Here is a 26,500-nt window from a genome sequence, read left to right as displayed (position 1 = left end):
GTTGGTGGTGATGTCGACGGTGGTGTACTCGATGCCCTTCTTCTCGAGCACCCGGTAGGTCATGGTGCACTGCACGCATGACGGTTTCGATTAGACGGTCAGAACCACCGTTGCTCCTCCCGCCAGTCGTCGAAGTGGATGTCGTCATCGTCGATGTCGCCGCGAAACGAGTGCCACGCGATCCACGCCCCGGCCATCTCGCTGTGACCGGACTTCTCGAGCATCTGCGCGATGACGGTCACCTTTTCGCAGTCGAGAGTAGGAGCGATCGCCTTGGCGACGTCGACGCTCGCGAGAGCCGCGGTGTAGGAGTCGGCGGCAGCAAGGAAAGTGGCGACTGCCGCGTCGTAGCCAGCATCAGCAGTGAGGTAGGTGGTGACGGCTTTTCTCTTCTGCCGCTCGGTCATCGCTGGATTCCGTCCTGAGCGTGGTGGGCGTCGCCCTCGTCGTCGTCGGTCGCGTGCTCCGCGATCCACAGGTCCGCGGCCTCTTTTCTGCCTGCGGCTCGCAGGAGTCCGGCGAGGGCGCCGACCTCACCACAGTTCAGCCGCGTTGCGACGTCTCCGGCAAGGTCCCCACTCGCGAACGTGTCCACGAACACCGCCAGGGCCTCCTCCACGCTCAGCGCCGGAGCGTCGGGTACCGCTCCCGCGGCGTCGACAGCGGGCATGAGAAGGGCGATCAGCGCCTCCGCGAACGGAGACCCGTCCTGCTCGACCGCCAGCGCCCCGGGCGCGGCCGTCCCGGGCAGGCAGAGCGTGTTGCGGGCAGCCTCGAGGATTTCGGCGTCGGAGGCGGTGTCGTAGTCCGCGCTGGACGCGCGCTGTGTGGTGCAGATGAGCGCGAGCTGCTCGGGGGTGGCCTGGCCTGTGGACGTGTTCGACATGATTCCCGCTTCTCCGGAACAAGACCCGGGCTGCTCACCTGATGGTGACGCCTGGCTTGTCCCTCGTCTGATCGTTTTTTGTGCCTCTCCGGCGGGAAGAACCGTTTGAGTGGAGGCGGCGGAGTGACGCCTGTTCCGAACGAGATAAGGGAGCGCAGCGACCGCGTTCGGAAGAGGTGGCACGCAGGCGCCGGAGCGAAATAGGTTTGTACCGCGGAGAGGAACAAAAAACCTCAAGAACTGCGCCGCAAAGCGGCTCCTCATCGCCGCAGGCGACGCGCACAGCGCACCCCCGCCTCTGGCGGGAGAACCCGGGGAGGGTGAGGGGCCCGCCCCTCACGGAGGGCAACGCCAGCCCTCCCCCGCGGATGCCTGGGGGTATTGGGCAGAGGGGTCCTGGGGCTACTCTCGGCGGAAACCCGAGAACATGTCGGTCAGCCTCAACCGCCCCGACTGCGTCCCGAGTGCAGCTGTTGACTCGTTCAAGCGCAGCAAAATCGACACCGTGAAGATCCTCGGCAGCGAACTCACTCTGTCCCAAGCCGTCAGCACGGTGACTGCCTGCTGAGGACGCCGGGGCAACAACCCAGACGAGGTGCCAGCTCGCGGGGTTTCGACGGTTTCAGGGTGTGAGCCACGTAGCTCACGCGCGGCGGAGGTCGTCGTTGTCGGCGAGAAGCATGGCGGTCTGCAGGAGTAGCGCGGCCAGCCTCGCATCCACGTCGTCGTACGCGTCTGCGACATCCTGCAGAGACCTGCGCGCGGACGGCTCGAGCCGCACGCGCGGGTGGTTGTCGACAAGCGGCTGTCCGGCTCGTTGCCGGATTGCGGTGATGCTCGACATCGCCCGGGTGGTCAGGGGTCCGTGGGGGTTCAGCCATCCGTGTTGATCGATCGCCGGAAGCAGGAACGGTGCGACCCGCCAGTCCTCGGGCACGTCGATGTCGCAGTCGTGCGCGTCAGTGAAGAGTGCGGGGTCGAGGATCTCGCGGACGGTGTACCGAAATCCCAGCGCCGCTGGCCCCAGGACCCGCAACCAGCGAGTGACCACGCACCGCCAACACGACACCGCCTCCACCGACCGTCGAATCAGGACGCCGGCAATCGTCATGTCACCGCCGAGAGTGATGTCCGCCTCGGCAATGCTGCCTGCGTCATGTCGGGTGAAGTGGAGTTGATCGAGCAGGAGCAGCAGGAAGGCATCCCGTCGGCCGACAAGACCCGCCGGGTAGCGGGTCAGCGGCACTGCTGCGACAGCTTCCACCGGGGTGATCCATCCAGCACCGACGCGAATCGGTCGTGCAGGTTCCGTGAGTGGTACCGGGAATGCCTCGTCGAGGAGCTCGTGGGCTGCGCGAATAGCGCACACCCGTGCCACCGCCGTGGACGAGGCGGTGGGAACTGCGGCGAAGAACCGACCCAGCTGGACAAGCGACGCCGGCGCCGGGCTCGCCCCGATCGCATCGCACCAGTCGGTGTACAGCTGCCAATGCGGCCGGCTCGATACCGGCAACCGTTTGAGGACGTGGTCGGGGGTCATAGGCCGATGTCGTTGACGGCGTTCCCGGTGCGCGGATCACGCTCGCGCGCGTAGATCTCGACCGTCGCCGGGGACCGGTGTCCGGTCTGCCGCATCACCGCATGGGTACTCGCCCCATGACTAAGCGCTTAGGTGACGAACCCGGCGCGGAGGGAGTGGGCGCTGTACTGCTCAGGATCCAGGCCGACCGCGGTGACGCGGCGTTTGACGATGAGGTTCACCGACTGCGCCGTCAACGCGTTCACTGTCGGCAGGCCCGTCTTGTGCATCCGCCGCAGCAGCGGCGCCTCCCCATCGAGGGCCGGAACCCTCGCCCGGCACACATGCACTGCCGGGTCGTCGGTGAACAGGACCCGCATCACTGCACTCCGTCCCTTCTCTCCTGCAGCGAGGATCCGCAGCCACCGTACCCACGCACACGCACCACACGTCAGCGGCTCCCGGCCGTAGGGGATGGCTTTGACGAGTCCTTTGCCGGTCTGGTCGGTCTTGGAGCGGCGGATCCGCAGGTGCAGCCCGTCTTCCTTGTGTCGGGTGACGTCGGAGATGCGCAGGTCGGTGAGTTCGGTGCGGCGGAACGCGCCGGCCCAGCCGAGCAGGATCAACATACGGTCCCGAACCCCAGTCGCTCCCGCAGGCCACGTCGTGACATCGATGCGGTCAAGGACCGCCTGCACATCCGTCAAGAGGAGTGGGTCCGCTCGACGCGGGGGTCGCAGTCGCTCCCGCCGGATGCCCTGCAGAGTACGAGCCACCAGAGAGCTGTGACCGGGAAGGGGGAAGGTTCTGTTCCGCGTGTGCGGCGTTGATCGCGACAACCAGCGGGCCATGGAGGCGGGCGCATACCGCCACTCCCCCGCGGCCGTGAGGATCCCGGCACGGTCGGCGAGATATTCCGCGACCGTCTCCGGTGACGCCGGCACGTCCGGGCGTCCGTTCGCTGCGCACCAGGACACGAAAGCGCGCAGGTCCGACTCGTACGCCCGCCGCGTGTTCCCCGCGATCGACGCGTCACTCAACTCCGTCACCGCTGCCGACACAGGCAACACAGCCACAGCCGGCACCTGCTCCGGTGCTGAAGTCGCTGGCGCTTCTTCGAGGATGTCCTGCGGCAGCGTCACGACCGGGGCATCCCCATCACCAGGCACGCCCGACAGTTCACGTCGCGACGGTCCGGCCCACTGATTGGATCGGGGCAGCACCCGGTGTCGGTATGCGGGAGGCGGCCGTCAGCGATCTGCTCGAGGACACGCACCCGCTCCAGCAGCTCCGGCACCCCCGAGCGCAGAACCCTCGTTGCCTGCAGAAGAACACGCCAATTCGGTTCACCGTCTCCGTCGAACCATTCAGCCAACCGGACCTCGTCTATCTCCGCCGCGATTGTATCGACGTCCGGCGGAAAAGCCAGAATGCCCTCGAACGGGCCCTCCAACTGATCCGACACCGACACGACACCCACCTCTCCCGAAACGCCGCTGGTAAACAACGGAGCAATTCGCCAACTTCCCCACTAGCGATTACATCATCCGCAGGCACCAACGCGGGGTAAGCATGCACCCGTGTCGGGCGGACCTGTCAGTACCTGGACTTCCAGAAGAAGACGGCGAAGCATCCGGCAAGCTGTGGGATACGTCGATATTCGTGCGTTACAGTCGTGACGCTATTTCTTGAACTTGTAGGAGGTCCCCCATGGCTCAGAAAGTCACGCTGGTTGACGACATCGACGGCACCCCCCTCGACAGCGACGGCGGCACTGTCCGCTTCGGCATCGACGGCGTCAACTACGAGATCGACCTCTCCGCGAAAAACACCCAGAAGCTGCACGACGCTCTGGAAGACTTCATCACCAACGCCCGCCGTGTCCGCGGAAACGGCGGAACCGCTTCTGCGCCGACCGCGAAGAAGGGCGACCCGCAGCGCCTGAAGGCCGTCCGCGAGTGGGCCAACGCCAACGGGTACACCGTGTCCAGCCGCGGCCGCATCCCCGCCGAGATTCAGGACGCCTACGACGCCGCTAACTGACGACAGCCGCTCAGCGCCCGAGGTTGCCGCCGAGAAGGACTTGTCGGCGGTGATGACCGTTCCGGCGTCCACGCACCCGACGCGGCCTGCAGCGCTCTAATCGAGAGGTTGCCGCGCCGTCGAGGAAGACGTTCGCTGTGGAGTTCGTCGTCGTGTCGATGGCCGACGTTCTTCCAGTTCTGCTAGCCCGATGCCGGTCGGCTCCAACCTGTCCAGTCCCTATGGTGCGAGAACTCCTGGGCGGAGCCATCTGGTCGATCTTCGGCCTGCCCATCGTGGCGATCGTGCGTAGCCTCGCTCATCGACGAGCGCGGCGCGCGGCGAACACGAAAGGGGCCCGGGCGAGCGCGAAGCCGAAGAGAGTTCCGGCGGCGCCGACCGCCTGCGACCAATCCGGTTGGATGAGTAGAGAACTCGAGTCAAGGCTGGTGATCAGGGGGAACAGAACCGCGAGGATGCTGATCGCCAACCCTCCGAGAGATACTACAATGTCGGGCACAGTGCCGACCAGGATGCCGATGATCAGCGCGCTGGCGCAACCGACCATGATGCTCAGCGGCGTGGTTGCGGCGACAAATGCCGAGATGCCGAACGGGGAGAGTGCGAAGTCGAGCATCGCCACGCCGCCGAGAAGGGCGACGACGCCCGGTCGTCGCTTCGAGGGCAGCAGGAAGCTCACCGCGAGACCGACTGCGAGCGAGGCCAGGTAGACCAGTAGCACGATGGCGGTATCCCATCCCATCGCTAGCCGTGCGACGACAATGCCAATGGTCACGCCTGTGGCGACGACTGACAGACCGACTTTACGAATCGGCAGAAACATCCCGAAAGAGAGCACTCCGCAGAGGGCGCCGAAACCGAAGGCGAGTCCGAAGATCGTCGCGCCGGTGGCCGAGGCGACCGTGTCGCCGACGAGGCCCATCGCCGCTGCGAACACGAGCACGGGCCCACTGGCTAGCGTGATCGATTCCGGGTCGGCGTATCTCCCGCCCGGGCGGCGGATGAGCCGACGAACGATAAGGACAACGGCGATGATCAGGACGACCAGCATGATGGCGTCAGCTACTTCTGTGGTCGACATATGGTCTCCTCGGTCGGTGGCTGCCCTCGCCACGGCACAAACCGATCCCGGGTGATCATCATCCCGGGGTCTCGAAGACCAGGGAGGAAGGCTCCGCGCAGCCGACGCCGAAGGTCGAGGTCGCCGAACTCGTGAAGGTGTTCCTCGAGGAGGCGAAGAATGCGGGCTCGGCGAGCCGCCGATCTCGAACGCATCTCGCGCTAGAACGGTCGATTCCCCTGCACGTACACGGCTGAGATGAACCTCGACGCCCACAACCTGCGGTGCCACCTTCCCACCCTGCACGATATGTACACGCGTGCGTATGCGCCCTCGACGGGGTCTGAACAATGAGTGATCGCACTCGGTTCGGCCTACCGGAGCACGATGGCACCGGGCGACGCCACGTCGAAGCCGGCGCGAACATCGCGCGGGATGCGAATCGATACCTTCGGCGACCCGTAATCGAGCGCGCGTGCGATGCGGCTGAAATCGCTGAATCAGTCGGCTTCGATCGGCGGCGGCGTCTCGCTAATCCCCGTTTCGTCGACGGATCGACTGATGATCAGCCTCAACCCGTCCGCGATACGCGGCCTGCCCGGTACCGAGGTTCTCAACCACTGCTACGGCGTAGGAAGGGTTGTCGTCCGCGTCGTCGCCGACGATGATTCCGCCTCCGACGAACGCGCGCTGGCGCACGGCCGCGGTGTGGGCGTGCATCAACTCGCGGCCCGGCGCGATCGTGAGAGACGACGAGAACTGCGAACGCGTCCTCGGCGTGGGCGTCAAAGGTGTCGGTCTCGAACGGGGCGTTTGAGCAATCCGGCCCTCTGACTTGTGCGGGGAGGGACCTAGCGAGGTCCTTTTGGGCAGCACCCCTCTCACCGATCCCCCGCGAACCCGGCCTTCAACCGCAGCCCGCGTCCCTTCTCCGCGCCCTTCGTCAATGGTGTTCGTGGGGATCGGTCCTGCCGATGACGAACTCGACGAAAGGACCCCCTATGAACCGCCCGCTCTCCACCCCATACCTGCCCGAGCGTCCCCGCACGCTGCACCTTATCGACATCGAGAACATGGTCGGTCCGGATGCGAGCGCCGAGGAGGTGACCTCCTTCTGGACCGGCTATCGCCGACTCGCCATCGGTCTCGGCTACAACGACCACGCGATCGTCGCGAGCGGGCCGCGGTTCGCACCCGTTGCATGGTTCGCTATCCCGGCAAACGACGTGCAGCGCCGCGTGGGCCGCGGCATCGACGGCGCTGACTTCGCCCTGATCGACGCCGTCGAGCTCGAGCGCTACTCGGTCCGGTTCGACCGCCTGGTGATCGCGAGCGGCGACCACGCTTTCGCGCCGCTCGCACGTCGAGCCCGCAAACTCGGCATGCGTGTGCACCAGGTGATCGGCCGCGGCCTCCCCTCCCGCGAGCTGTTCGCCGCGTGCCCGACGCATTCGCGGTTGCGCTTCGACACGATCCCGACGGGCACAGGCAAGACTGCCGCCGCCGAGCCGGCGCGTGGCGCCCGCGAGATCGTAAAGGTGGCAGCGTGAACGAGAGCACTGACACAGCAGCCCCCGAGACGTTCCTTGCTCCAGCGAACCGCCGAAACGCCCTGCGCGCCACGGGGTTCCTCCGCGGATCCCTCGCTGACGCGCGCTCGCTCGACGCCACCCGTCGCCTCGTGACGACAGTGTCGGAATGGAACGAGGGCGCCGGCCTCACGCTCACACTGACGAGTGACCGGAAGGTCCAACTCGACATCGAATGCGCGGGGACCCCGCAGCCAGGGTGGCAGGACGACGTTCGCGCCGTGCTGCAGCACGTCGCTGAGGTACGCGAGGTGGTACCTGCGAAGCGGCCTGCGCCACGAGCACTGCTGCGAGTCACGGCCCGCCCGACGCGCATCGCGATCGAGCAGGAGGCGTACGCTTCCACGACGACGCGCCCCTCGGTGAAGCATCCTGTCGCGCACGGCGGCGGCGAGAGGGAGCTGCTTCCGCTTCTCGCCGCGCATCCCGGCACGAGCGTGCGCATCCACCTCGCGGCAGTGTCGCCGCTGGAACGCTCGATGCTCGACGACGCTCTCCACGCGGAGTGGGACGTACTCCACGGAGATCCGCGAAGCTACCGCGGATCGTGCGTGCGCATCGTGTCGCTGCTCGGCGCCGACGAACAGGTGCCTGCGCGACTGCGAGCACTCGTGCGCGGCTGGGGTTCGTCCGTCGAATTCGAGATGGCATCCACGCAAGAGTGGGCGTGGGACGCAGACGGACTCGCCGGAGCGGCGACCGCCGAATCGGCAGCGATCAGCCTGTTCCGTATGCCAGTTGCTGGAGAGGACCCGATCGATGGTGTGCGCACCCTCATTCCCCCGGTCAAGCCGGTCGCTCTCGACCCGGTTCCAACTAAGCCCAGCGTTCCCATCCGCCTCGGCACCGCACGCACCGGCGATCGACGGCGCGTAACGGCGGCACTCGACGTCTCAGACCTCGTTCGTCATGTGGCCGTCGAGGGCGCGACGGGTGCCGGCAAGTCGACCGTTCTCGCCCAGCTGTGTCGTGAGGTCGCTGACGCAGGCTACGGCGTCACCCTGTTGGACCCACACGGCACGACTGTTGACGCGGTGGGCGCGAGCCTGCGCGCCGACACGGGTGGGCGCGCACTCATCGTGCGACACGGCGATGCCGAGAACCCGGTGCCCATAAACCTGTTCGCCGAGCCGGACGTCGCCCGCCGCGAACGCGCCATCAGCGAGTTTATAGAACTCGTGCAGACGATCTTCGACCCTCGATCGGAAGGCATCGTCGGCCCGCGCTGGCGCACATGGTTCGCGTTGCTCGCCGAGGCCAGTTTTGTCGTATTCGGCCCGGCGACGTCGATCGCGACCCTCGTCGCAATCGGCGGAGACATGCGGCGGGTAGCGCACGTTGCCCGTGTCGCCCAAAAGCTCGGGTCGGTCGCCGGGGAGCGCCTCGCCGCCGAGTACGGCGACCTCAGCCAGAAGGAGGCGATCGAGGTGACGTCCTGGGCGATATCGAAGCTGCACGAACTCGTCTCCGGCCACACGATGCGCCGGACCCTCGGCACCGGCATCGACGCCGTCGACGTCGACGCGGTGATGGCCGACGGAACGCCGCTGCTCATCGACCTGGGATCCCCGGCCCTCGGTGCACCCACGGCGCGCATGCTCGGCTCGATCTGGCTCCTCAAGCACTGGGCAGCAATGACGAGACGAGTGAATCGCGATCGACCACACGTGGTCGTGGTTGATGAAGCACAGCTCTTCCGCTTCGGGGCGCTTCCAGCGATGCTGGCGGAGGGGCGAAAGTTCGGTGTGGGCGTGGTGATGGCGACGCAGTCGCTCGACTCATTGCCGCGCGAGCTCTCCGGGGCACTGGCGAGCAACTCGGGATCGACCCTGACCTTCCGATCGAGTCTTCACTCCGCGGCTCGCGCCACGGCACGCCTCGCAGGTTGGTTAGCGAGTGACCTCACACGCCTGCCTGATCTGGCGGCTGCGACCGTGCTCTCGCGGGGCGGAGTTCCGACCGAACCATTCACGCTCGCAGTGGCGCGACCGAGGGCGGTCGCCAACCCCGACGCGCTCGGCACCCTTGACGCGAGGTCGACTGCACTGCTGAGCACCCCCCACCGCGACACAGCTGTCCCCACTCCAACGTCGGTCGATGCCTTCATGCGACCCATCCTGGCGAAGGCGGCAGCGCGCAGTCCGCGGCCGACGGCCTCTGTGACGCCGGACGAGTGGGTGAGCAGCCGATTGAGGTCGGAAGCCGCGACCGACCAGAGCAGTCTCGTCGACCCGCCTACCTGATTCGTGGGCCTCGCACACCGGGATGGCCCGGCAGATGTGATTCGAGCGATTCACCTCTGCATCGACGTCGAAGCGCATCGCAGTGCCCGCATTGCGGAACAGGCGCAGGTCCGTTTCCGATTCGACCGCGAGACGCATGGCGACGGATTAACTCATGCTTCTCTGCCGAGAAGCTCGCGGGCAGAGCGGCAACGATGGTGTCCAACGCACGCGGCAACGTGTTCCCCCCCCCCGTCGCGAGACGCAGGAGCCCCGTCGCTTTCGCGAAGTCCGGGGGCATAAGCCGCACTCGGTTGGCCATGTCCTCGGCGCAGAACGTCTCCGCTCAGCCGACCCTATCGGATTCTTTGTCCTGATCGTCTGGAAGCCACGTTCGGAGTCCCGGGGATCGGTCTTGTCAAAGAAGCCGCTCACTCGGAGTGGCCGAGAGGACACAATGACTCCCAAGATCGTCACCGCGAAACTCGGCACCGACATTGTCAGCGAGAGCGTCCCTGCTCCGCGCTCTGACCCTGGGTTCTGGGAACGGTTCGGTATCCGCTGGAGCGGGCTCGTCGACCGGGTGCGCACGAAACAGGTTGACGACACCGAGCACACCCACTATCTGCACCGGCTCGCCCATGAGGTGCGCCGACGCGAGGCGGAAGTCGTCTCCGGAGCGGATCGATGCTTCGCCCACTTGCGACTTCTCGCCGCGGAGGCTGAGCACGCGGCCAGTGACCACGTCGCGCCTGCGCCGAGCGAACCGACCCTAAGCGAGCTCGCTTCGCTGAGCGGCAAGGACCGTACCGGCTGGGCGGACGACGTGCGTTCCGCTCGTGTCGCTGCTTCTGCGGCGGCGGCGGCTTCGGCTCGGGTGCGGGCTGCACAGCTCGAGATTGTCCGGGTTGGGGCCGAGCGCGAGTCGGTGTTGGCGCAGGCATCTGCGGTGCGGATCTTGTGGGCTGAGGCGTTCGCTGTTCGCGCTGCGCTCTACGAGCGGGCCCGGCACGGGGTGTTCGGTCGGCGGTCGGCGGCGGCTCCCGCGATTCCGGTCTACCGGCCGACGATCGGGCATGCCGACCCCCGGGTACTCGGTTCTGTCGGACCGATCGGGCCGGTCGGCCCCACCGGGGATCGGTAGCCCTTTCGAACGACTCGGGGCCGCCGCTGCACGGGAGGCGGCCTCACACCTCATTCACGACGTGCTGTCTGGGAAGGACATTTCATGAGCATCTTCGACCGCTTCCGCACGCAGAAGCCCACGCACGGGCCTGAGGACGATGCCCCACGCCAGCTACACACGGCTGACTTCGCGCACATCACCTCCCTCGCCGACCACGGCATCGAGCTCACACGTGCCGAGCAAGTCGCCGGTGCCGACCTCGCAAGCGGCGCGATCGACGCGACGGGCATCGCGGCCGGTGAAGGGCCGCTTCTTAACGACGAGACCGTCGACGCGCGGCTCGCGCGGGCACTCGCCGGAAACAAGGTCGACGAGGACAAAGCCCAGGTGATCTCGGCGTCGAATATGCGTGATGCCGAGCTCGGGCTTCTGACTGTTCGGCCGGGCGAGGAGCCGCTGTCGCTCACGGGAACCGTCGCAGCACTCAAGGAGGCTGAGGCCGAGAAGGTGTCGGCCGACGAGGGCGCCACCGAAACAGCCGGCGTGCTTACTGGTGCGCATCCCGACAAGGAGGGCGCTCGGTGGCCGGGCCGGCAGATCTTCGTCCGTGCTTTCGACTTCGCGCGGGCGCGGTTGCTGTACCGGATCGCTGAGTGTGTACCGCTCGGGCTGGCGTTGATCCTTGAGTTGATCGTCACCTCGTCGAACCTGTACGCGGCCTTCCGCTTGGAGAATCCCTTCGTGGCGAACGCTCTGGCGGCTGCGATCCTCCTCTCGCTCACGGTCGGCCCGCACCTGGTGGCGCTCGAACTCGCCGAGCGGCGTGCGCTCGGGCACTTCCGGCGCTTCGGGATCCTCGTCGTGGCGCTCGGCAGCGGCTTCTGGCTCGCCACCGGCGTCTCTCTCGCGGTGCTCCGGGCGATCGTCGAAGCGAGCGAACGAGCAGCGAGAGCAGCCGACGAGTCGACCGACTCCGGCTTCGCCGCCCGGAACGGATCGATCCCGGCGCCGATGCAGGAGGCGGCTGCGAACGCCGCAGGTTCCGTGCCGTTCGAAATCGAGTTGGCGCTGTGGCTGTCCGTTCTGCTCGGCGTGGGCGTCGTCGTCTTCATGTGGGAGCTGCATCACCACAACCCGGCGCGAATCGTTGACCTCAACGCTCGCGAGCGGGCCCACTGGGCGGCTCTAGCGGTGACTAACCTTCGCGAGCGCATTTCACTGATCAAGGCTGAGCTGGCCTTCCAGGCCGAGGCGGCCGCACTCATCCGCCCGTCCTACGTCATCCGGGCCGACGCGCTCGTGGCCGAGTGCGATGAGACGAAGAGCACCTACCGCGCCGAGCTCGCACGCGTGTCGCGTGATCCGTCGATGATCAACGCTCTTCAGCTTCGGGCGCGCGAAGCATCGACGTCCACCACCGGTGGAGGAGCGGACCGCTGATGCGCTGGTTCCGCTGGATCTTCGTGGGCCGACACCCAGCCCGGCCGTCGCTCGGCGAGTGCCTCTGGTGCTCTTCTGCGCTCGAGCTGTGCCCGCAGTGCCGTGGCGAGTGGCGGCTGGTGCCGCTCTGCATCTGCCGCATCGGTCGCACCTGCCCGACCCACGGTCGGCACTGGGCCTGAGCTCCTCCACCGGGGATCGGTCTCTTCGACGAGGCCGATCCCCGGACCTCACTCACACCACCAACGAAAGGCACACCATGACGTTCCGCACTCGAGGCACCGTCCTCGTCCTGGCACTCGCCGCCGCCGTCGGCCTGAGCGGCTGCACCCCTGGCGTCTGCACCGACGATGGCGACGGCGTCGACCAACTCGCCGTCATCGTCGGTAATCGCTCCAACAGCGCGCTCGCGACCGCCGATCAGCTCGGCGACGCGCTCGCCACGATCAACGCGCCCGGAGACCGGATCACCGTGATCGCGGCCGATGGGGTGCCCGACACGATCTACGACTTCACGCTCAGCGAGCCTCCCGAGAACGACCTCGACGCCAGGGACGCGCGAGACGCCTTCGAGTCGGACGTCGACACCGCAATCGCCGTATCGACCGCGAACGACCCGGAGGTCGACCAGACCGAGGCGATCGCGCTCGCTACCCGAAACTTCTCCGACTCAGCAGCGACCCGCACGATCGTCTTCCTCGACTCGGGAGTCCAGACAACGGGTGACTTCGCCATGCTCGACGGCGCACTCTACAATGACCCCAACGACCGCGTGCAGTCGATGCGCGACGCGGGTGCCCTCGCCGACCTCGAGGGCATCCACGTGCAGATGCCCATGCTCGGGCTCACCCAGCCGCCGCAGGAACCTCTCACCGAGGACGCCTATCAGGCGCTCGTCGCGCAGTGGACGGCCTTCGTGTCGGCCGCCGGCGGCACGCTGACGATCGGTGGTGCCAGCAGCGCCCCCTCACCGCAGGCCGCTCCGGATCTCCCGAACGTCACCCCCGTGTCCATCGATCGCCCCACCGCCACCGCGGGGAAGTGCGCCTGGACGCTGGAGGACGGCGCGATCGGCTTCGTCGCCGACGAAGCGACCCTGCTCAGCGAGGACGCCGCCAAGGCGACCGTCGCCGCCGCGGTGCAGGCCCTGAGTGGATGCGCGGGCGCGTACACGGTGATCGGCTCCACGAGCTCGGCGAAAGATCAGACGGTCAACCTTCCACTCTCCACCGACCGCGCAACCACCGTCGCCGGGCTCGTCGCGAAGCACCTGGGCCTTCCCGTCGAATCGATCACCATCAAGGGATTCGGGGAGGAGTGGACGTGCCGCGTGAACGACCGCGGTCCCGATGGCGCCCTCCTCGCGGAGCAAGCCGCGCTGAACCGTGTCGTCGTGATCTCCCGCGGCACCATCGAGACCTCGTGCAAGCGATGAGCGGCACCGTCTTCGCACGGGCTGTGACCCTTGACGAAATCGCACGGACCCTGTCGGCTGAGCTCGCGCACGAGGGCGTGACGATCTCTCGGGCGACAGCGATCGAGTTGGTGAGTTCACAGTGGAACCCGCTGACGGAACAAATCGGAACTGAGCTACTCGAGAGCCTCAGCCTCTCCGATCAAACCAGCGCACTGCAGCTCCAATCCGACGACGAGCTGGCGTTGTTCATGCGAGAACACTTGCCCGATTCCCGCACGGTCGCCGTGCGATGCGCGAACGAGTTCGTCGACGAACTGCGCGGGTGGGCGCTCTCCAACAGGGCAGCGCTGGTCACCATCGACTCCACGTGATGACCGCGACATCTGTACGACTCGGCGATACACAAGCGGCAGCTTCCCTGACGCCCAGGTGTACGCCTGGCCCGACGGCCAGGGCGGCGCTCACGTGGTCATCGATTCGATCGAACTCGGCCCCGGCTGGGCTCAGGAGTCGACGTGGCTCGCCTTTTCGGTCAGCTACCTCTACCCCGACGCCGACTGCTACCCGCACTACGTTCGCGCCGACCTCGCCCATGCCGATGGCCGATCTCTCAAGGTGCCCTTCCATTTCGGTAACAGGACGGCAGTCGTCGCCGGATCGACACCACGGTCGTCGTGGGAAGCAACATCACCCGCCTGACTCCAACACCCTCCGAACAGTCGTCGACACGCGCGGAGGACGACCACCAAGCTCGACTGTTCGGGAGCGCCGGCCAGGAAATCCTCCGCCGCTCTCGGATTGGGATCGTGGGGTTGGCGGCGCCGGAATGCTTGCTACCGAATTCCTCTCTCGCCTCGGCGTCGGAGAGCTGGTGGTCGTGGATTCGGACAAGGTCGAAATTACGAATCTCACACGTCTACCGGGCGCGCTCCGCCGAGACGCACGCGCGATCCTCACTCACCCCGACCGACCTCGTTGGGCGCGGAAGCTGGGCGGCAAGATTGCCCGCGTGATCACTCTGAACGGGATCGCAGTCAGCAACGCCTTGACGAGGCTCACTCTCGCCCTGACCGGGCTTAACTCGGATGAGCCGATAGCGCACCACCGAGTTCACCCGCGTCGCGACGATCACGCCCACGGTGAACCAGCGCGAGACTCCGGGTGCACGGTCTGCGGAATCCGCGGCATCACGGGCCTCGAAGATCTACGACCCCTACCGCTCCCCCGGAACTGACCTCGCGGTAGCCGATGCGCTGGACTGCACTGTCATCGGGACTCACGCCCTGCACCAGTCATGCTTCCGGAGATAAAGGATGGGTCGAGGCCGAGCCCCATTTAGCATGCGCACCCTCGCACATGTCGTGGCCGACGACTTAAGGGACACATCGTCCTGCCGCCACAGAAACTCGCCGACCCCGACGCTCGCGCCTAGTGAGCGGCGGCTGCCGCCGAGCACGGCTCGTTCTACCGGAAGAACAGGGCGCGTTACCGACCGCCAAGCAGATCGCCGCGGCCTTCGACTAAACCGCTGACAGCAATCAACGAGCCTGCTCGCCACGCTCCTGCGAGAGTCCCACGGAGCGGCGGAGGTTGGTGTTCGGCACTTGCACCCGACCGGCCTGGGCGACCGCCTCGTTCGCGGGGCGCCCCTGAGCGATGTCAGCGCGCATCTTCACATCGATGAGGTCCTGCTGGATCCCGTGGGCCTTTATCTCGTTCGCAGTGGCCGTGCGCCGGCCCGCGCTGTCGTAGGAGATCTCGCTCTCCGAGCGCAGCGCGTCGGCCCATCCTTCGGTGCCAGCCGGAGTTGCGTCAGCGGATCGGGCTGTCTGCGAAGGCAGGGGTTTGTTCTTGAAGTAGGCGGCTTCGTCGCGGTTCTCTGCGGCGAGAGCGCGCAGCCGCTCAGGGGTCTCGGTAGCGGTGCCGCCGGCGTCAGCTTCCTGCTCGTAGCGGGTCGCCTCGTCCAGGAGGACGTCGATCACCTCGTGGACGTCGCCGCGGTCGAGCGCCCGCTGATAGCGGTCATCGAACTGGGCGAGCCGGTCAGCTTCGGCCTCGGCTCCGAATTGGTTCAGATGCCCCAGCTCAACCTCTGCCGCAATCGACTGGTTGAGGTCCCCGCCTGCCGCAGCTCGCTCGGAGGCGGCGGCTTTGTCGGCGGCGGTCTGCGCGCTGGGGTTGTCACGGTAGAGCTGAGCCTGGGCGCGGGCGTCGTCCGCGAGTACGCGCAGCTGGTCGGGGGTCTGCTCGGAGGTACCGCCCTCGTCTGCTTGTGCGTCGTATTCGCGTGCGTGCAGCTCGAGCGCGGCCGCCTGGTCGACGTTCTCCTGCCCGTCCTCGGATCCGCCCTGATCGATCGGCGCGTCGGCTACGTCGTTGCATGAGGCGTTGGCGCGGCGCTCGTCGTCGTCGTCCATCATTCGGCGACGACGGCGGCGTCGACCGTCGTCTCGACGTTGTCCGTCCGTGCTCCGTCGACAGCCGCGCGCTACTCGTCGGTGAGCAGCTGCGGAAACTTCTCCGCGACGGCGAGGGCCTTTTCTGCGGAGAAGTCGGCCGGCTGGTCGTTGCGCAGCTTCTCCGCGATGTATGCGACGTCGACGCCGAACCGATCCTGCACCTCGCGCGCGATGGTCTGTGTGGCACGCTCGGCTACCGGGTCGAGGTCCTTCCACTGCTGCGCGGTTGAGAGGACGTCAGCGATCTGCTAAAGCTCGGCGCGCTGGCGCGTCCCGGGAGTCTTCGTGGTCGGCACCTGCACCGCCGGCCCTGCTGCCGGAGTCAGGCGCGTGGGCACCGGTCCGCCGCGACCCGCGGCGAGGTCGGCACGCTGCTTCGCGGCCTGCTGCTCAGGCGTGAGCGCGGCAACCTGGTTGGCGGTGATCCGCGCGGTGTAGCCGTCGCGGACGACGGTCAGGCGCTGCGTCATCATCCGAGCGAGCCCCTGCGACCGGTGCAGGTTCCCGGCAGCTTTCGCGGCGCGGAAGATCGACGCCACCAGATAGGCGACTCCCCGCTCGGGCACCTCCAGCGTGCTCCCTGAATTCGGAAGGACGTTCTCGCTGCCGTCGGAACGCTTTACACGCACGACCATCACCGGCACACGACGTGACGGTTCGGCCAGGTCGCGAAGGGCCCGACATGAGCACTGCTCACGGTGCGACGAGATGCCGGCGCAGCTCGGCGAACACCTTTTCTGCCGCGGAAGTCGCTTCGGCTCGTGAGCATCCCGCGGCCGCGGCGGCGTCGCGCATCGCGGTGAGGACGAGGCGCGGGTCCGTTCGAGCGTCGGATTCCGGATCGGGCTGCGCGAGTTCCGCGACGCGGAGTCCGAAAGCCTCCAGCGCAGCAAGGATCGGAGGCGTGTGCTCGAGGCTGTCGCCCGCGACCTCGAGGGCTCGCTTCAGCCGCGACATCGCTGTCAACCGCTCCTCCACCGCGGTGATCGCACGTTCTCCGATCGGCGAGGCCTCAGCCGCGCGGATCTCCACCGGCGACTCGTAGCCAAGGTAGCCGCTGCTCAGCGGTAGTCCTGAGCCGGCCGCAGCGAGCTTCCACGCCGCACGCGCGGTCTCGCCGTAGACGGCGCGACGCCGGGCGTCCGCATCGGACTCCGGCGTGTTCTGAGCGAGACGCAGGAGGGCGTCGTTCACTGCATCCGCGGCGAGTCCCGCGTCCGCCGCCCCGATGTTGCGCCGCGCGAACTCGAGAAGCCGCGCTTCGGATTTACGGTCGCGCAGGAACTCGTCGCAGAGCACCTGAAAGTATTCGCGATTCACAGGCGCACTGGAACGCCAGTCGTTCATCCGCCGCCGTCCGCTCGCTCGCGCCTGGGCCACACCTGTTCCCGTGCGGACCTGCTCGAGCACCGCGGCACGCAACCGGGTCCGCGCGGAGCCGACGCTTCGCAGCAGCGAGTGATCCTCGCGGAGAAGCTCGACCAGGAGGTAGCGAACGCGAGTGGTCGTCCGAGTGCGCAACGAGCTGCGTTCGTCGGCGCTGAGTCGCCGCCCTTCCCTCACCTCCTCGACCGAGAGCACCATCGGGCGCACGGCCTCCGCGACCTCCGGCACAAGACCAGCGAGGGGAGCGAGGACCTCGGCAACGGCGAACACATGATGAACGAGCGCAGGATCGACGGGGGCGGCTTCGGTAAGCCCTCCCAGCGCGGCGACGACCGCGACATCCGAACCCGCTGCGCGACACACTTCGAGGGCGAGCGGCGTCACCGCGGCGGCAGAGCGCGAAGTCCTCCGAGGGAGGATATCCGCATACAGCGGGCGCAGGATCCGCTTCAGGGCGGACACGGTCAACGCGTCCGGACGTGCGGCGACGGCTAGGCGACACGAGAGATCGATTGCCGCGCGTCGGGAGTCGGGAGAGGAATGGCGGGATGCGCGGACGCTGGTGTGTGTTGGCATCATCGGCGGGCCTGATGGTCCGCCGTGCAGTTGCTCGCCTTATGCGAGGTCGGAAACGTAGCACGCCTGGGGAAGCACGAACAAGAGTCGGGGGTAGAGACCCGGGATCGCCTTGGAAGGTACGGGCGCAATGCCCGCACGGAGTAGAGGAGCCGTTCGTGCCCGTTCCGCCTATCCGACACTTCCGCCCGTTGCTGTCCGCGATCTCTGCAGCGGCGGTCGCGATCACCTGCCTCGGGGGATGCAGCGCGGTTGCCGCACCCACAGACAGCGCACTGAGCCCGGAGTGCGATGCGGCTCGCTCCGTAGGTGCTTGACGAGCTCCAGCTCGATCTGGAGTAGCTGCGTCGGCACCGTCCCGAGGCCATCGCGGACCCGGATGACGCGGCCGACGCTCTCCCCGCCGCGTCGGCGGCTGCCGAGACAGAGGCGGAGGCCTCCACCGCTGCAGGATCCCTGCACACCCTCACCGAGTCGGGCGCGGAGGACGAAGCCGCGTTACGCGGCGCGCCGTCGCGGTTGCATCCGTCCCTGCGGGATCCGAATAATAGACACACGGTGTCTCGGTCCCGCTCGAGGGACGCTGACACTTGTGCCGTCCGAGCGTATGAGGTGGAGCTCATGGCCTGGACCCAAAAGCCGCTCGCCGACGATGCGGGGCGGGTGCTCGCCGCGGCGGCGGGGCTGCCGCTGTCGATGACCGACCGCGACCGCCTCATCACCGCTTTCGACACAGTCTGCTCTTCAGAATGGACGCGCGTCGCGATCGTGCTCGATCCCGAGCATCTGGAGAACCTCCGCGTCGTCGGTCAGCTCTATCGTCAGGATTCGCTCGCCTCGATTCTTGAGGTGGCGGATTCTGTCGCGACGGCCTACGAGTTCCCGCGCATCGATGCCGCATCGCTCGCTGTGGCCCTTGCCGTCACCTCGTCGAAAGGCGCGGCGCCGCGTGGCGAGGGAATGGATTCGACGGTCGATGTCGTAGCGGAAGCGTTTGGCCTCGGGGTGTTAGAGAAATCCTCCGAGATCCTCAACCATCATCTCCGACGGTTGGAGGACCGAGATTTCGGGAACCGCGGAGAGGGAGCGGAGCTGTCCATCACTCCCCTGGGCGTCCGGCGACTCCGTCGCGCCGTCACGCTACACCGAGTGCTGATCGTCATTGGGTTCGTCGTCGCGGTCATCGGCGCGGTGGTGTCGCCGCATTGGTGGGTCTGGCTCTTCGTGCCGTTCGTGCTCGTCTCGGCGCGGACGCCGGGCGGCTTCGACTACCTCGGGATCGAGGCCGTTCCCGCCCTCGCCGTGCCCGTTCGCCGACCGATCCGTCCGGTCGCGGCTCTCCTCGCCGCCGTCTGCGGACTCCCGTTGATCGCGCTCATCCTCCTCGTGGTCGAATTCGTGTCGAATCGGATCTCCGTCGTCGGGGAGCGAGGCCAAGCGGATCAACTGCGGTTCCAGGGCCCCGAGGTGGACTCCTTCGGCACGTACGCACCGGTGATCGCGCTCCTCGCTCGCACAGCGGAGATATTCAACATCGCGCGTCGCGCCGCTGTCCTGTCGCTCTCCTGGTGGTCGATGGTCGTTGCAGTGGCATCTCTTAACCTGCTGGAACTGTCGACCGCGTCCCTGGTGTCCTTCGTCCTGATCGTCTTCTTCGCCTGTCGAGGCTGGGTGATCCTCGCGGTCGTCTCCTCGATCGTCTGCATGCTCGAGTTCGGGGATCCGCCGCAGACCGTCGCCGTCGCGCTGGGGATCGGGATCATCGCCTTCCTGCTCCGCCTGCACGCGGAACGGTTCCCGCGCGCGAGGGTGCCCGTGACCGTACGCGAGCTCGGCATCTCCGGCATCCCGCAACGGTTTCGCGCTGCGCGCATCCACGGGGCGATAGCCGGTGGCCGCTCGGATGCCGCGCTCGACGCGATTGGACGGATGCGGGAGGGCGAGGCACACGCACTCGACCCGCTGGCCGCCTGGGCGCTCGTCGAGGCGACGCGACCGAGCGAGGCGCGCGTCGTCGCCGCGCGACTCGATGCGGCGTTCTCGCATCTCGCCGATCTGATCGACTGTCGCGCCAGTCGCGACCTCGGCGACGCCGAGGCGGCCGTTCGAGCTGTCCAGCGCTATGCCGAGAACGGCACGATCCGTCGGCCGAATGCCGTCCTGCACACCGAATTCGTCATCGCGTCGCTGCAGGCCGATATCGACCGGGGAACGCTCGACGGGACCCTCGAGCCGGTGCTGAGCCGCATCCCGCTCGAGGTGACAGCGGAGAGCCTGCTCCAGACAGCCACTATGCTCCGGCTGCTGTCCGCTCTAATCGAGAGGTCTCATCCAGAGTTGTCCACGATCTCTGCGGGCATAACGATGGCGCTCGTCCGAATCGCACGGAAGACGAACGATGGTTGGTACGCGCCGGTGTCCGCTGCTCGGGTCTTGGAACTCGAGGACCTGCGGTGCGTCACGCAGATAACCCTGGCCGAGCTGCGCTCCAGGCCGACAGCGACCGCCGTCGACGAGGTCGCCGCCGGATCGGGAGCGAGCGAGTTCCTCTTCAGTTTCAACCGGCCTCTCGAGGCGGCGCGGACACTGACAGCCGCAGCCGACGTCATCGCGGATGAGCCGCTGTTCCGGCGTGAGACGCTCTCTCTCCGTATCGAGGCGCTCGTCGCGCTGAACGCCGTCCGCCACTCGATCACCGATCCGGCCGAGCGCCGCGGCTGGTGGAGAACCTTCGGATCCCAGGTCGAGAAGGCGATGGCCGCCGCGGCCGCCGGCCACGAATGGCGCACCCTCGCAGAACTGATCGAGACCGCTCGGCTGCAATCCGCCGCTGCCACCGACTCCACCCGAGGATGGGCCGATGACTCCATGGCTCCGTTCATCCGGGTCCACGGTCGCTCCGCATTCGAGAACTCCACCTGGTACGGCGCCCGCTCAACGGTCGCGTACGACCTGGAGAGCCTCGCCGCTGCCGTCGCCGGTGAAGGCGCGTGGTGGTGGAGCACCTGGATCAGTGGCTCGACGTTGTACTGGACCCTGCTGTCCCCGACCGCGGAGTGTTCGGGGGGCAGCGTCGACCTGGGAGACGGTCTCGGAGACACACTCCGTCGCCTGCGGGACGCCCTCCCTATGCCCTATCCCGACGAGGATCCGCTTGATCGCGCCGACCGGGTGCGATACGGGGAGCTGGGGCAGGGCGGGCGAGACCTGGAACACGCCTTCGCGAAGGATCTGGGCAGGCTGATCCCCGATCGGCTCCGCGAGGCGCTCCTGCGCGGCGAGGCACCCGGGCTGGCCGTAGCGCCGGCAGCTGCTCTCGCGACAGTCCCTTGGGCCAGCATCGATCTCGGGCCGGGCTTGCGCGACCTCCGGCTCGTCGAGTGCACCAGGGTTGTGATCGCACCGCCTGCGGCGACAATCGCCTCGATCTTCAGCGCATTCCCAAAGCAGGACGCGTCCGGAGACGAACGCGCGGTCAGGTTCGCCCTGCTCGATCCCGGTCACGACCTTTCGGCCGCGCGACGGCTGCGCACATCCATACCCCAGGACGCGGAGGTGATCGGCTCGGCCGACGGGCCGACACTGGACGTGCTTTCCGCTGCACTGCGGCGTGTTCCCGCTCGCTCCTCCGCTGTGTTCGCCTGCCACACCAGCGATTCTCCAGACGGCGCCGGCGCCGGCGCCGGACTCGTCCTCGGGCCGAACGAGGTCCTATGGGCCTCCACCCTCCTCGAGGAGCCGGAAAGGTTCCCAATGCCGGAGCAGGTGGTCGCGCTCGCCTGCGGCTCAGCTGATCTCGACGCAACCGATACCGGAGAGTGGACGACGCTCGGACCCGCGCTCCTGCGCGCCGGTGCCGCGCGTGCGGTGGTCACCTCGTACCCGGTGTTCGATGAGACCCCCCTCGATACAGCCCTCCTCGACGGCATCGGCCACGGAATGAGCGTCGACGTCGCGCTTCGCCTCAGCCAGCTCGACCTGCTGGAACGCTGGCGGGCCGGCGACCGGTCAAGCGCGCCGATCCTCTGGGCGGGACACATGCTGATGGGCACTATCGCCGCCTCCGCCCAGCAAAGCCCGACGAGTCTGTCCGCCGAGCGCTCAGTCCTCGTCTCCGAGTCTCTCGTCAAGATGCTCGACAGCGCGGCCGCGCTGACCTTCGCACACGGAGGCGACGCTGTCACCCTTGCGGATGTGCAGTTCGAGTTGGCCATGTGGGGCCACGTCGACCATGTCACCGGCCTGCGACGAGTCGGCGCTCGAGCACTGACTCGTGCTGCGTGGTTGGCCGAGTTCCTTCGTAGTGGGCAATCGCTGCGAAGGCTCGGCGACGAGGTGGCGCCGTCGACGGTGTCGTTCTCAGACGATGCCCTTGGACTCGTCGAGGACGCCGTCGCCTTGGCAGAGCTATCCCGACACGGGATCGTCGACGTCGACCACCTACTGATCGCGGCGATGCGGCGCGACGACGGATTCGCAAGGATGGCGCGAGTCGCCACGGGATGGAGGATGACCGAGCGCGAGACGGCGCGCGCGTTCCTCGTGGAGGCGAAGCCGAACGCCTTGATCTTCATCGGGCGACCGCCGACGCGATTCCTTAGCCTCGACGCCCTGACAACCTTGTATGACCGCTGCGGCGCGATTATGCCGCCGCTCGGATCGCGGAGTCGACCATTCTGGAAGGACGACGCACCGTCGGGCGAGCGGGTGGCGGGTCAGCGCTAGCTCAGAAACCGCCGGCGGCGTCCGACTCTACCAGGTGAACGACGGATCGGGCGCGCAAAACGGCGTGGTACCGGCTCTCGGCGACACCGACCCACGACGCCATCGCCACCGTAGGCTCGGCGAGCGTCGTGAACGGACTCGGGCCGAGCGGTCGACGGTCGCCGCCCAGCAGCCCGACGACCGACGCTGCTGCAGCACCTTCTGAAAAGGCGACTCCGGGCTGATCGCAAGGGCCTTCGCCCATCGCGCCGACAGACCGGTCGTCGAGGATGAGCTCCGCCAGCAAGGTCCCTTCGCCGAGAGCGTAGGCGACGCGGTAGGAGCCGTCTAGGGCCGCCCCAGCGATCTCCCCGGTCCATTCAGCGCGCTGATCCGCGTCCGCGATCTCGAACCGCCGCGCATCGAGGAAGAGGGCTGCGGGCACCAGCGCGGCCGCGGCCGCCGTCAGTAGCTCGTGCCTGCTCGGATCGGTTTCGGCGGCCGCCTGTCGTTCGTAGGCGAGCCCAACGTTGGCATCGCAATACGCGAGATCGGAGAATTGGCCGGCCCGCTGGTAGAAGAGCGCCGCCTGCCCGAGAAAGTGATGAGCGCGCGCCCAATCGTCGCGAGCGAGATAAGCGAGTCCGAGGTCGACGTCACAGCGGGCAACGCCGAGCGCGTCGTCAGCGTCGACGAACGCGACCCTCGCCTTCTTGAACGCGGAGACGGCCGCCTGCACGCGTCCTTCCGCGAGATCCAGTTCCCCGGTCGCCTGCTTGAGCACCCCTACGAGCTCGGGGGCCGATCGGGCGTGGGCGGCCGCTTCCGCGAGCTGCTTACGGCTCTCGTCGGTCCGTCCCTGGTTGAGACGGATGCGTGCCGCGACGATCGAGCACATCCCGATCAGGAACGGGTCTCCCCCGTCGCGGAGGTGCTCGGTAGCCCGTTCAACGGAGGCGCTCGCCTGCGCCAGCTGACCGGAGCGCCGGTACAGGTCCGCAAGGGTCACCTCGCACCTCGCCGTCCCGTGCGCGTCGGCGAGTGTCACGAAGGTCTCCCGCGCGCGCTCGTATCCGTCGATCGCGGCGGACAGCCGACCGCGATCCGCTTCGACGGCTGCGAGATTCGCGTCGACCTCGGCGAGCTGCCGTGGCCGCTCCTTCGCCGAGTAGTAGCGGCGAGCACGGTCGAACGCCTCGGCTGCCGCGTCGAAACGGCCCACCTTCTGCGCGGCGATACCCAGGTCGACATCGCACGACGCGGCGATCTCGGCGGCACCGTGCAGCGCGTGACTGACCGTCTCGTACAGCCGCAGGGCGTCGACGGTCCTACCGGAACGCTCCGCGGAGCGCGCCCGCGCGATCACGTCCGCCGCCCAGCTGCGCAGAGGAGGTGGTTCGGTCATCAATCCTCTTACCGTCGTTTGCTCATCCGCCTGCATCAGGATGCTAGCCATCGTTGCTCACCTTTGGGATGATCGGATCAACCGAGGAGGATAAGCGTGGAAGTCGGCGAGCACAGCCCCCGGTCGTCGGTCGAGCCGACATTCGTCGAGCTGCTGGTCTCGCCCGAGGACGGGCGCCGTGGTGCCGAAGACGATTCGGCGACCGGGATCGCTCTGTACTTCGCGATCCTCTACTCCGGTGCGGACGATGCCGCAAACATCGCGACGACCGCGCTGAATGAGGTGTTCGATCTGCGGGGAGCGGATCACCGGATGCCGGTCTCCGCGTGGCGCCAGGAGATTCGTGCCGCCGCGCGCAACGCTTCGATGGCGTCGTCAACCGACGCGGACGAGCAGCCGGATGATCCCGGTGTCCCGTTCGTAGAGGGCTACACGATGTCGGCCGATGTCCGACTCATGTTCCGGACCGCCCTGGACGACCTGAACCCACCGGATCGCATCGAGGTGCTCGGCTATCTCGACCTTGACGGTGGTCGGTTCGGCTCCGCGAATCTTCTCGGCTCCTCTGCATCAGCCCTGCGCCGGCTGCTCGAAACCACTGAACGCTCGCTCTCGGAAGGAGGGGACGCATGACCGAGGCATCGCCCGAACCTAACGCCCGCGAACGCGAGCGCGCACTCGCGATCATCCGGGCCGATATCGCGTACGAGTCCGGCGCGCCCGAAGCCGACATCCGGGTTCCCGACGGGTTGCACGAACGTGTCCGTGAGGCCGTGCTCGATTCGATGGCACGCAAGCTCTCGGCAGGTTCGATCGAGGACCAGCCCTGGCTCGAACTGTCCGCGAGTTCTCTAGGGATGCGGAACACGGCAGCCGAGGATCTGGTCGTCTACCCGGTTACCGACCCATCCTCCGGCATCGAGGTCGACGTGATGTTCCGCAGGGGTGACTGGCGGTTCCGGCTCATCGCGGTGCCCGCGGATGGCGAATGGGTGCTCACGGTCCGCTGGGGTGACGGCTCCACGACGCGCAGCGTCGTTCCGGAGACCGGCCGGTGGCGCGATGTCTTCATAGCTGCCGGTCGCGGCAACCCGCTAGGCATCCGGGTGATCGACGATCGGACGCTCTAGCTCCGTGTCGACGTGCCGTCGACGAGTGGGGTGACAGCTCTCTCGATACCGATGTAGGTCGACACGGCTGCCCAGTGCAGGGGTGAGGACCCGACCGGATCCGTTCCGGACGACCATAGTTCGAGACGTCCGCGCTGCCACTGCGCAATCGCGGCGACCGGGTCCTCCGCGGTGTGCGCGTCGTCGAGCGCAAGAGCCGTCTCGACCATCGGCTCGATGGCGAGGGCCGCGTAGCGTTCGTCGGTCGCGTAAGCGAGACGGAATGCGTGGTCGGTCGGTATCGTCCACTTCGTCGCCGTCACGTACGCGGCGCCGGAGTTGACGAAGGCCAGCGCGAGTCCGAACGGTTCGGGGGTGCGCAGATCGCCACCCGAACTGCAGGCGAGCAGGAGTACCCGTGGCGGAGCAGGCCAGATCGTCGCTCCGGATTCGTTCGACCGTCTTCCGGTGGGCCAGCGCATCGTCGATGCGGCGAGATCCGGCTCGGCCTGAAGCAGGACGGGCAGTCGCGCGCCGATGCTCGAGGTGCCTTCGAGGAGGTCGAGTGCCGACAGCGGTCGGTTCCGCTCGACGAAGCCTCGATCGAGGGCGCGGATGACAGACGCGACGCCGTAGCTCTCCGCCGTATCCGAAAGGAGCAGGGCGGTAGCCCCTGGTCCATCGGCGACAGTGACCACGTGACCCACGAACACGAGCCGCTGTGGCGGTTGCGCGTCCCGGAGAACGGTGGAGAGCGATTCTCGCGTCCAGCCATCGGCTCCACCGCGATGTTCGAGGCTCTGCCATCGTCGGGGCATCCGCTGCGCGCGAGCGGCGAGCCTTCCCGCGGCGTGGTCATCGAACACGTCCGATGCGACCCGGGTGACCGGGTCGATCACGTACACCACCCGGCTTTCGTCGCCGGAGGATTCCCACGGGCGTGGCCGTGCCGCGCGCCCGACGTGCATCCCGGCCGGAACCTCATAGACGACATCGGCCACCTCGATCAGTCGACGCTCCCGAAGGACGCCGTCGTCGTCCTCGACCACCAGTGTCAGCAGTTCCCATGGCACGAGCGAGCACGACGCGGCTGGGAAGACGCGGAAAAGGATCGGCTGTCTACGGTTGCGTACAAATGCATCCGCGAGTTGCCGGGCCAGCTCGGCCGGCAGCAGAAGCGCGGCAAGATCGCGCGCGAGCGCGAGTTCGTCGGCTAGGGTCGCGAATTCTCCCCGACGAAGGGTCTCCTCGATCCCCCGATCGGCTTGTGGGAGAGGTGAGGGCGCGGTGATCTCCTCCGCGCTGGAGCCATCGGGGACAGCGGCCGCGATCCGATTCGTCAGCGGATCGAGTTGCTCGGGATCCATCACGTGATACTCGGGCTCGCCGGGCTCGGGTTCGATCCACTGCCAGAAGACGTAGGTGCGTCCGCGATCCACGCCGGCGAGGAAGAGGGTGGGTCTGCTCATGGCCCTCCTGGTTCGGTGCCGCGGATCCGGATCGCGCGGATGCTGCTCACGACTGTAGACACCGTGACGCATCGACGGAAAGATGTGCAC

The 26,500-nt window shown here is 67.4% G+C and carries 24 protein-coding genes and 1 pseudogene; 12 read left to right on the top strand and 13 right to left on the bottom strand.

What is annotated here, in order from left to right; all coding sequences use genetic code 11:
* The 6 genes and pseudogenes from C5C74_RS09580 to C5C74_RS09555 all read right to left on the bottom strand — a co-directional run.
* Nucleotides 1–78 (bottom strand): annotated as a pseudogene (locus C5C74_RS09580) (glutaredoxin domain-containing protein); the annotation flags it as partial.
* A gap of 20 nt (nucleotides 79–98) precedes the next feature.
* Entirely contained in the window at nucleotides 99–407 is a 309-nt protein-coding gene (locus tag C5C74_RS09575; protein ID WP_104323787.1) for a hypothetical protein, read from the bottom strand.
* Nucleotides 404–886: a hypothetical protein gene (locus C5C74_RS09570; protein WP_104323788.1), complete on the bottom strand. Its 483-nt coding sequence runs from the start codon at nucleotides 884–886 to the stop codon at nucleotides 404–406. The genes C5C74_RS09575 and C5C74_RS09570 overlap by 4 nt, the downstream gene beginning before the upstream one ends.
* A 643-nt stretch (nucleotides 887–1,529) precedes the next feature.
* The gene (locus tag C5C74_RS09565; protein WP_146083052.1) at nucleotides 1,530–2,426 is read right to left on the bottom strand and encodes a hypothetical protein; all 897 of its coding nucleotides are present in this window, start codon (nucleotides 2,424–2,426) and stop codon (nucleotides 1,530–1,532) included.
* A 128-nt stretch (nucleotides 2,427–2,554) separates the two neighbouring features.
* Nucleotides 2,555–3,547 carry an integrase gene (locus C5C74_RS09560; protein ID WP_104323790.1) on the bottom strand — a complete coding sequence of 331 codons (993 nt, stop codon included), beginning with the start codon at nucleotides 3,545–3,547 and terminating at the stop codon, nucleotides 2,555–2,557.
* Nucleotides 3,544–3,912, bottom strand: coding sequence for a hypothetical protein (locus C5C74_RS09555; RefSeq protein ID WP_146083051.1), 369 nt, complete (start codon nucleotides 3,910–3,912; stop codon nucleotides 3,544–3,546). The genes C5C74_RS09560 and C5C74_RS09555 overlap by 4 nt, the downstream gene beginning before the upstream one ends.
* A 203-nt stretch (nucleotides 3,913–4,115) precedes the next feature.
* On the opposite strand from C5C74_RS09555, the gene C5C74_RS09550 reads away from it, so the two are divergent.
* Nucleotides 4,116–4,448 carry an Lsr2 family protein gene (locus C5C74_RS09550; RefSeq protein WP_104323792.1) on the top strand — a complete coding sequence of 111 codons (333 nt, stop codon included), beginning with the start codon at nucleotides 4,116–4,118 and terminating at the stop codon, nucleotides 4,446–4,448.
* Nucleotides 4,449–4,746: 298 nt separating this feature from the next.
* On the opposite strand, the gene C5C74_RS09545 is transcribed toward C5C74_RS09550, so the two are convergent.
* The gene (locus C5C74_RS09545; RefSeq protein WP_104351425.1) at nucleotides 4,747–5,529 is read right to left on the bottom strand and encodes a hypothetical protein; all 783 of its coding nucleotides are present in this window, start codon (nucleotides 5,527–5,529) and stop codon (nucleotides 4,747–4,749) included.
* A 980-nt stretch (nucleotides 5,530–6,509) separates the two neighbouring features.
* On the opposite strand from C5C74_RS09545, the gene C5C74_RS09540 reads away from it, so the two are divergent.
* From C5C74_RS09540 to C5C74_RS18050, 8 genes are all read left to right on the top strand, one after another.
* Nucleotides 6,510–7,058: an NYN domain-containing protein gene (locus C5C74_RS09540; RefSeq protein WP_181125544.1), complete on the top strand. Its 549-nt coding sequence runs from the start codon at nucleotides 6,510–6,512 to the stop codon at nucleotides 7,056–7,058.
* On the top strand, nucleotides 7,055–9,340 hold the full coding sequence (locus tag C5C74_RS09535) for a helicase HerA domain-containing protein (RefSeq protein WP_104351424.1): 2,286 nt from the start codon (nucleotides 7,055–7,057) through the stop codon (nucleotides 9,338–9,340). Before C5C74_RS09540 ends, C5C74_RS09535 begins: the two co-directional genes overlap by 4 nt.
* A gap of 436 nt (nucleotides 9,341–9,776) precedes the next feature.
* Complete coding sequence (locus tag C5C74_RS09530) at nucleotides 9,777–10,463, top strand: hypothetical protein (protein WP_104323796.1); 687 nt, start codon at nucleotides 9,777–9,779, stop codon at nucleotides 10,461–10,463.
* An 84-nt stretch (nucleotides 10,464–10,547) separates the two neighbouring features.
* Nucleotides 10,548–11,885 carry a hypothetical protein gene (locus C5C74_RS09525; protein WP_104351423.1) on the top strand — a complete coding sequence of 446 codons (1,338 nt, stop codon included), beginning with the start codon at nucleotides 10,548–10,550 and terminating at the stop codon, nucleotides 11,883–11,885.
* An 88-nt stretch (nucleotides 11,886–11,973) separates the two neighbouring features.
* The gene (locus C5C74_RS17100) at nucleotides 11,974–13,320 is read left to right on the top strand and encodes an OmpA family protein (protein ID WP_146083050.1); all 1,347 of its coding nucleotides are present in this window, start codon (nucleotides 11,974–11,976) and stop codon (nucleotides 13,318–13,320) included.
* Nucleotides 13,317–13,673, top strand: a complete 357-nt coding sequence (locus C5C74_RS17425) for a hypothetical protein (RefSeq protein WP_146087040.1) — start codon at nucleotides 13,317–13,319, stop codon at nucleotides 13,671–13,673. Before C5C74_RS17100 ends, C5C74_RS17425 begins: the two co-directional genes overlap by 4 nt.
* 58 nt (nucleotides 13,674–13,731) lie before the next feature.
* A complete protein-coding gene (locus C5C74_RS17420; protein ID WP_181125545.1) occupies nucleotides 13,732–14,001 on the top strand; it encodes a hypothetical protein in 270 nt (89 codons plus the stop codon).
* Nucleotides 13,895–14,536 carry a ThiF family adenylyltransferase gene (locus C5C74_RS18050; RefSeq protein ID WP_374953512.1) on the top strand — a complete coding sequence of 214 codons (642 nt, stop codon included), beginning with the start codon at nucleotides 13,895–13,897 and terminating at the stop codon, nucleotides 14,534–14,536. Before C5C74_RS17420 ends, C5C74_RS18050 begins: the two co-directional genes overlap by 107 nt.
* 304 nt (nucleotides 14,537–14,840) lie before the next feature.
* Here C5C74_RS18050 and C5C74_RS09505 read toward each other — a convergent pair whose 3' ends face one another.
* The 4 genes from C5C74_RS09505 to C5C74_RS09495 all read right to left on the bottom strand — a co-directional run bounded on the left by C5C74_RS09505 (nucleotide 14,841) and on the right by C5C74_RS09495 (nucleotide 17,609).
* Nucleotides 14,841–15,722 carry a hypothetical protein gene (locus C5C74_RS09505; RefSeq protein WP_104323800.1) on the bottom strand — a complete coding sequence of 294 codons (882 nt, stop codon included), beginning with the start codon at nucleotides 15,720–15,722 and terminating at the stop codon, nucleotides 14,841–14,843.
* A 68-nt stretch (nucleotides 15,723–15,790) separates the two neighbouring features.
* Nucleotides 15,791–15,922: a hypothetical protein gene (locus C5C74_RS17845; protein ID WP_258064141.1), complete on the bottom strand. Its 132-nt coding sequence runs from the start codon at nucleotides 15,920–15,922 to the stop codon at nucleotides 15,791–15,793.
* 87 nt (nucleotides 15,923–16,009) lie between these two features.
* Nucleotides 16,010–16,327 carry a hypothetical protein gene (locus tag C5C74_RS09500; RefSeq protein ID WP_104323801.1) on the bottom strand — a complete coding sequence of 106 codons (318 nt, stop codon included), beginning with the start codon at nucleotides 16,325–16,327 and terminating at the stop codon, nucleotides 16,010–16,012.
* Nucleotides 16,328–16,454: 127 nt separating this feature from the next.
* Complete coding sequence (locus C5C74_RS09495; protein WP_104323802.1) at nucleotides 16,455–17,609, bottom strand: hypothetical protein; 1,155 nt, start codon at nucleotides 17,607–17,609, stop codon at nucleotides 16,455–16,457.
* Nucleotides 17,610–18,344: 735 nt separating this feature from the next.
* On the opposite strand from C5C74_RS09495, the gene C5C74_RS09490 reads away from it, so the two are divergent.
* Nucleotides 18,345–22,448 carry a CHAT domain-containing protein gene (locus C5C74_RS09490; protein ID WP_146083049.1) on the top strand — a complete coding sequence of 1,368 codons (4,104 nt, stop codon included), beginning with the start codon at nucleotides 18,345–18,347 and terminating at the stop codon, nucleotides 22,446–22,448.
* Between the two features lies 1 nt (nucleotide 22,449).
* Here the strand turns inward: C5C74_RS09490 and C5C74_RS09485 are convergent, their stop codons facing one another.
* Nucleotides 22,450–23,883: a lipopolysaccharide assembly protein LapB gene (locus C5C74_RS09485; protein WP_104351421.1), complete on the bottom strand. Its 1,434-nt coding sequence runs from the start codon at nucleotides 23,881–23,883 to the stop codon at nucleotides 22,450–22,452.
* A gap of 45 nt (nucleotides 23,884–23,928) precedes the next feature.
* Between C5C74_RS09485 and C5C74_RS09480 the strand changes: the two genes are divergently transcribed.
* Nucleotides 23,929–24,465, top strand: coding sequence for a hypothetical protein (locus C5C74_RS09480; RefSeq protein ID WP_104323805.1), 537 nt, complete (start codon nucleotides 23,929–23,931; stop codon nucleotides 24,463–24,465).
* On the top strand, nucleotides 24,462–24,962 hold the full coding sequence (locus tag C5C74_RS09475; RefSeq protein WP_104323806.1) for a hypothetical protein: 501 nt from the start codon (nucleotides 24,462–24,464) through the stop codon (nucleotides 24,960–24,962). Before C5C74_RS09480 ends, C5C74_RS09475 begins: the two co-directional genes overlap by 4 nt.
* Here the strand turns inward: C5C74_RS09475 and C5C74_RS09470 are convergent.
* Nucleotides 24,959–26,410, bottom strand: coding sequence for a CHAT domain-containing protein (locus C5C74_RS09470; protein WP_181125547.1), 1,452 nt, complete (start codon nucleotides 26,408–26,410; stop codon nucleotides 24,959–24,961). The genes C5C74_RS09475 and C5C74_RS09470 overlap by 4 nt on opposite strands.
* Nucleotides 26,411–26,500 lie beyond the last annotated feature (90 nt).

Origin of the sequence: Rathayibacter sp. AY1E8 (assembly GCF_002931415.1) — a bacterium.
Classification (GTDB): Bacteria; Actinomycetota; Actinomycetes; order Actinomycetales; family Microbacteriaceae; genus Rathayibacter.
Note: the sequence above shows the minus strand (reverse complement) of the source record. Positions and strands in the feature narration are given on the sequence as shown.

What these genes read in the sequence shown, in the direction of transcription:
- C5C74_RS09575 (WP_104323787.1), bottom strand. Translation starts at nt 407, where the DNA reads ATGACCGAGCGGCAGAAGAGAAAAGCCGTCACCACCTACCTCACTGCT.
- C5C74_RS09570 (WP_104323788.1), bottom strand. Translation starts at nt 886, where the DNA reads ATGTCGAACACGTCCACAGGCCAGGCCACCCCCGAGCAGCTCGCGCTC.
- C5C74_RS09565 (WP_146083052.1), bottom strand. Translation starts at nt 2,426, where the DNA reads ATGACCCCCGACCACGTCCTCAAACGGTTGCCGGTATCGAGCCGGCCG.
- C5C74_RS09550 (WP_104323792.1), top strand. Translation starts at nt 4,116, where the DNA reads ATGGCTCAGAAAGTCACGCTGGTTGACGACATCGACGGCACCCCCCTC.
- C5C74_RS09545 (WP_104351425.1), bottom strand. Translation starts at nt 5,529, where the DNA reads ATGTCGACCACAGAAGTAGCTGACGCCATCATGCTGGTCGTCCTGATC.
- C5C74_RS09540 (WP_181125544.1), top strand. Translation starts at nt 6,510, where the DNA reads ATGAACCGCCCGCTCTCCACCCCATACCTGCCCGAGCGTCCCCGCACG.
- C5C74_RS09530 (WP_104323796.1), top strand. Translation starts at nt 9,777, where the DNA reads ATGACTCCCAAGATCGTCACCGCGAAACTCGGCACCGACATTGTCAGC.
- C5C74_RS09525 (WP_104351423.1), top strand. Translation starts at nt 10,548, where the DNA reads ATGAGCATCTTCGACCGCTTCCGCACGCAGAAGCCCACGCACGGGCCT.
- C5C74_RS17425 (WP_146087040.1), top strand. Translation starts at nt 13,317, where the DNA reads ATGAGCGGCACCGTCTTCGCACGGGCTGTGACCCTTGACGAAATCGCA.
- C5C74_RS18050 (WP_374953512.1), top strand. Translation starts at nt 13,895, where the DNA reads ATGCCGATGGCCGATCTCTCAAGGTGCCCTTCCATTTCGGTAACAGGA.
- C5C74_RS09505 (WP_104323800.1), bottom strand. Translation starts at nt 15,722, where the DNA reads ATGATGGACGACGACGACGAGCGCCGCGCCAACGCCTCATGCAACGAC.
- C5C74_RS09490 (WP_146083049.1), top strand. Translation starts at nt 18,345, where the DNA reads ATGGCCTGGACCCAAAAGCCGCTCGCCGACGATGCGGGGCGGGTGCTC.
- C5C74_RS09485 (WP_104351421.1), bottom strand. Translation starts at nt 23,883, where the DNA reads ATGGCTAGCATCCTGATGCAGGCGGATGAGCAAACGACGGTAAGAGGA.
- C5C74_RS09475 (WP_104323806.1), top strand. Translation starts at nt 24,462, where the DNA reads ATGACCGAGGCATCGCCCGAACCTAACGCCCGCGAACGCGAGCGCGCA.
- C5C74_RS09470 (WP_181125547.1), bottom strand. Translation starts at nt 26,410, where the DNA reads ATGAGCAGACCCACCCTCTTCCTCGCCGGCGTGGATCGCGGACGCACC.